We start from the raw sequence: 1,522 nt of genomic DNA, 5'->3' as shown, positions 1-1,522 counted from the left end.
ACCGTGGCCCGCCCCGCCCACCACTGAAGCACCCACGGACGAGGAGTCGGCTACAGAGGAGCAGCAGGCCGAACCAAGCGCTCCCAAAGCCGAGGCACGCCCGTCCCAGGACGAAGACCGTGCCGCCGAGGCCCAGCCACCAAAGCAAGAGACAAGCCCGCCCCAAGACAACGCGGGCCAGTCCGAGACGCAGCCGATCCAAGTCGACCGGCGCGTAGCACCAGAGCGACCGGCACGCCCCCAAGCCGAAGAACAAGCACCCGCCGCAGAGCCCCAGGCCGAAGCGCAGCCACCCCAAGACGACCCGCGCACGCCACAAGAGCAGCCTGCCCGTCCCCAGGCCGAGACACGGCCGACCGAAGACGACGCGCGCGCTTCACAGGAACGACCAGTACGGCCTCAAGGCGAAGCACGCACACCCAGCGCGGAATCACCGCCCACCCCCGGCGAACCGCCATCGGCACAACCGCCACAGGCCGAAACGCGCGCACCGCAGCGCGAACAACGCCGCCCCCAGGCACAGGCACAACCGCCCCAGGCCGAGGCTCAGCCACCCCAAGACGACGCACGCGCATCACAAGAGCGACCGGCACGGCCACGAGACGAGACACGCACACCCGGCGCAGAAGCACGCCCGACACACGGCGAACCGCCATCAGCACAGCCGCCACAGACCGAAGCGCGGCCTCCGCAAGCTGACACGCGCGCCTCACAAGAGCGAGCGGTACATCCTCAGCGCGAAGTGGGGCCACCCCAGGGGGAAGCGCGCTCAGCGCAAGGCCAACAAGCACCAGCGCGGCCATCCCAAGGCGAAGCACGCGCGCCGCAGCGCGAACAACAGCGCCCGCAGGGACAAGCACAACCGCCACAGACCGAGGCTTGGTCACCCCACGGCGACCCGCGCGCCTCAGGAGAGCGGCCAGTACGTCCGCAAGGCGAAGGACGGCCACCTCACCCGGACGCGCGCCCAGTCCACGGTGAGCCGCCGTCGGGGCGGCCGGGTGCGCCTAGGCCGCACGCGCCGCAACAGCACCGTTCGCAGGCTGAAGCGCGACCGCCTCAAAATGACCCGCGCGCGTCACAAGAGCGACCAGTACGTCCCCAGGGCGAAGCACGACCGCCGCAGCGCGAACAGCAACGCCCACAGGGAGAAGCACGGCCGCCGCAGGCTGAAGCGCGGCCGCCGCAGAACGACCCGCGTGCGTCGCAAGAGCGACCGGTACGGCCGCAGGGTGAAGGACGTCCGACCCACTCTGAGGCGCGGCCTCCCCATGGCGGGCCGGCGCCGGTGCAGCATGAGCGGCACCGGCCGCAGGGGCACGGGCGGCCGGGGCAGGGTGAGGCGCCGGCCGGTCAGCCCTTGCCTGGCGGGGCCTGGTGGACCGAAGGTGAAGGACGGCCCGGGCCGCAGGTCGAGGCTTGGCATGGTCAGGGGCGTCCGGCTCCTGCTGAGGGGTGGGACGAGGCTCCCCCGGCGGAAGGCGGGGGGTGGCCGCCTCAGGGTCTGTCTCTTATACACCTC

General features: G+C 71.9%; 1 protein-coding gene. It reads right to left on the bottom strand.

All coding sequences use genetic code 11. The annotated features are described in order from the left end of the window. Positions 1-1,078 precede the first annotated feature (1,078 nt). Positions 1,079-1,426, bottom strand: a complete 348-nt coding sequence (locus ETD96_RS43850) for a hypothetical protein (protein WP_138642361.1) — start codon at positions 1,424-1,426, stop codon at positions 1,079-1,081. Between the last annotated feature and the right edge of the window lie 96 nt (positions 1,427-1,522).

This window comes from Actinomadura geliboluensis (assembly GCF_005889745.1).
In the GTDB taxonomy this organism is placed as follows: domain Bacteria; phylum Actinomycetota; class Actinomycetes; order Streptosporangiales; family Streptosporangiaceae; genus Spirillospora; species Spirillospora geliboluensis.
The sequence above is the reverse complement of the archived record's forward strand: the minus strand, read 5'-3'. Positions and strand labels throughout refer to the sequence as shown.